General features: G+C 44.3%; 3 protein-coding genes and 1 pseudogene. 2 read left to right on the top strand and 2 right to left on the bottom strand.

Annotation, left to right across the window (positions count from 1 at the left end; all coding sequences use genetic code 11):
• Positions 1–401 (bottom strand): FAD-dependent oxidoreductase (locus A3712_RS21370; RefSeq protein ID WP_157618838.1); only part of this gene is annotated, 401 nt, incomplete at its 3' end.
• Positions 402–728: 327 nt separating this feature from the next.
• Here A3712_RS21370 and fabR point away from each other — a divergent pair.
• Both fabR and A3712_RS21380 read left to right on the top strand, forming a co-directional pair.
• Positions 729–1,370: an HTH-type transcriptional repressor FabR gene (fabR, locus tag A3712_RS21375; protein WP_004740554.1), complete on the top strand. Its 642-nt coding sequence runs from the start codon at positions 729–731 to the stop codon at positions 1,368–1,370.
• Complete coding sequence (locus A3712_RS21380) at positions 1,370–1,741, top strand: YijD family membrane protein (RefSeq protein ID WP_004740556.1); 372 nt, start codon at positions 1,370–1,372, stop codon at positions 1,739–1,741. Before fabR ends, A3712_RS21380 begins: the two co-directional genes overlap by 1 nt.
• 87 nt (positions 1,742–1,828) lie before the next feature.
• Here the strand turns inward: A3712_RS21380 and A3712_RS21385 are convergent.
• A pseudogene (locus tag A3712_RS21385) lies at positions 1,829–2,268 on the bottom strand (tRNA (uridine(54)-C5)-methyltransferase TrmA); the annotation flags it as partial.

The raw sequence follows: 2,268 nt of genomic DNA on the forward strand, positions 1-2,268 counted from the left end.
TCCGTACCATCACTTTGCATTACAGAAATAGAGTGAGAATCAATAAAGCGCGCTGTACCAAATACTAGTGTACATTGGTTACGATCGTAGAAGCCTTGGCGCAGCCGTGTCTGTTTATCGATAACGGATTTCGCATGCCCCAGAATATTGGAAAACGTCGAGTGAATGCTTTTGTTGTTCTGACAGAACAGAGGGTTGTTATTGAACTCGATAATACGGCTTACAGCATGACGCAGAGCTTTTGAAGGAATGGTTCCCCAGTGGGTACAACCACCACCAACGCTGCTCTCTTTTTCAATGATTGCAACGTTCAACCCGGCTTTGGTTAATCCCATCGCTGCCCCTTCGCCTCCGGGGCCACTACCAATTACGATTACATCAAAGTGGTTGGAGTGTGGCATAGATATCTTCCTTGTTATATTTGATTAATATAGCTGTAGCGGGATTTTAACTGATTCTGTTCTTGCGTACATGAAAAGGACATCAGAGAGTCGGCGGGATCACGCAGTGCTAGCGAAAAAATAATATTTGGTATGTCGTATGTCTCCAAATGGCGGTGTGGATATTGAAATTTTTTCCGCGAACGTATTTACTGCGGTACGTGAACAAAGAGGCGTGTTTGGTGTCTTATATAACCGGAGTATCTTATATAAATAAGTGATTCGCGTTATATTGAACAGAGTATTAGACATGCCTGTTTAGGCTGTAAAAGAAGAAATTGATAAAGTATGAAACCAATGGGCATTCGCGCACAGCAAAAAGAAAAAACTCGTCGCAGCTTAATCGATGCAGCATTTAGCCAACTCAGTGCAGATCGTAGTTTTTCCAACCTAAGCTTGAGAGAAGTCGCTCGTGAGGCTGGAATAGCACCGACTTCCTTTTATCGTCACTTCAAAGATATGGATGAGCTTGGCTTGACCATGGTAGATGAGGGGGGCTTACTACTGCGCCAGCTAATGCGTCAAGCTAGGCAGCGTATAGTAAAAGAAGGCAGTGTTATTCGCACATCGGTTGAAACCTTTATGGAGTTCATTGAAAGCAGCCCTAACGTATTCAGACTGTTATTGCGAGAGCGCTCAGGAACCTCATTTGAGTTTCGTACAGCGGTAGCTCGCGAGATACAGCACTTTTCTGCTGAGTTAACCGAATACCTTATCACGACTGGCATGACACGAGATGAAGCTTTTACGCAAGCAGAAGCTTCGGTCATATTGGTCTTTAACTCAGGGGCAGAAGCATTAGATTTAGATCGACGTCAGCGAGACGAACTGGCTGAGCGTTTGATCATGCAATTGCGAATGATGGCCAAAGGGGCTTTTTGGTATCGTAAAGAACGTGAACGTAACCGATTAAAAGGCGGGATAGAATAATGTCGAATGAAAATAATACTGTAAACCGTGGCTCAGAAAGAAAAACACTGGTACTGGCTCTGATTGCTGGTGTATGTGGCGATGCACTTTTATCTTGGGTAACAATGAGCGAAGTGGGCTTCTCAATCTTCCCACTGATTGCTTTAGTTTTAGCTGTACAAGCACTTTATCAAGAGTACTTAACTAACCCAGTATCGGAAGATATCCCGCTAGTAGGTTTGGCGTGTTTCTTCGTGGGCGCATTTGGTCACTCTGCATTTGTGAAAGCACAACACCCAGATGCGGGCTCAAACTTCTTTGCGATTATCGTCGCAATGTTACTGCTCGCTTGGGTAGGTAAGAAGTTAGGCTTTATCGGTAAGACAGCTTAAGCCAACCTATAAATAAAAAAAACGAGCCGATAGGCTCGTTTTTTTGTGTCTGCAGTTTGGCTTATACCTAGATTAGGAAAGCGAGTGTTACGCTTTACGCTCTAGGAATACGCCAGTTTCCATGTGGTGTGTGTAAGGGAACTGGTCGAACAAAGCAAAACGAGTAACATCGTGTGTTTCGCTTAAGATCTCTAGGTTCTCTTTCAATGTTTCAGGGTTACAAGAGATGTACATGATGCGCTCGTAGCCTTGAACCATCTTACAAGTATCTACATCCATACCTGAACGTGGCGGATCAACAAAGATAGTGTTGCAGTTGTAGCTCTTCAGATCGATGTTTGCTTGCTGTAGACGGCGGAACTCACGTTTGCCTTCCATCGCTACCGTAAAGTCTTCCGCAGACATACGGATGATCTGAACGTTATCAATCTTGTTGGCTGCAATGTTGTATTGCGCTGATTCAACCGACGGCTTCGCTAGCTCAGTTGCTAATACACGCTCGAAGTTTTGTGCCAGTGCTAGTGAGA

The organism is Vibrio sp. HI00D65, from assembly GCF_001635455.1.
Lineage (GTDB): Bacteria > Pseudomonadota > Gammaproteobacteria > Enterobacterales > Vibrionaceae > Vibrio.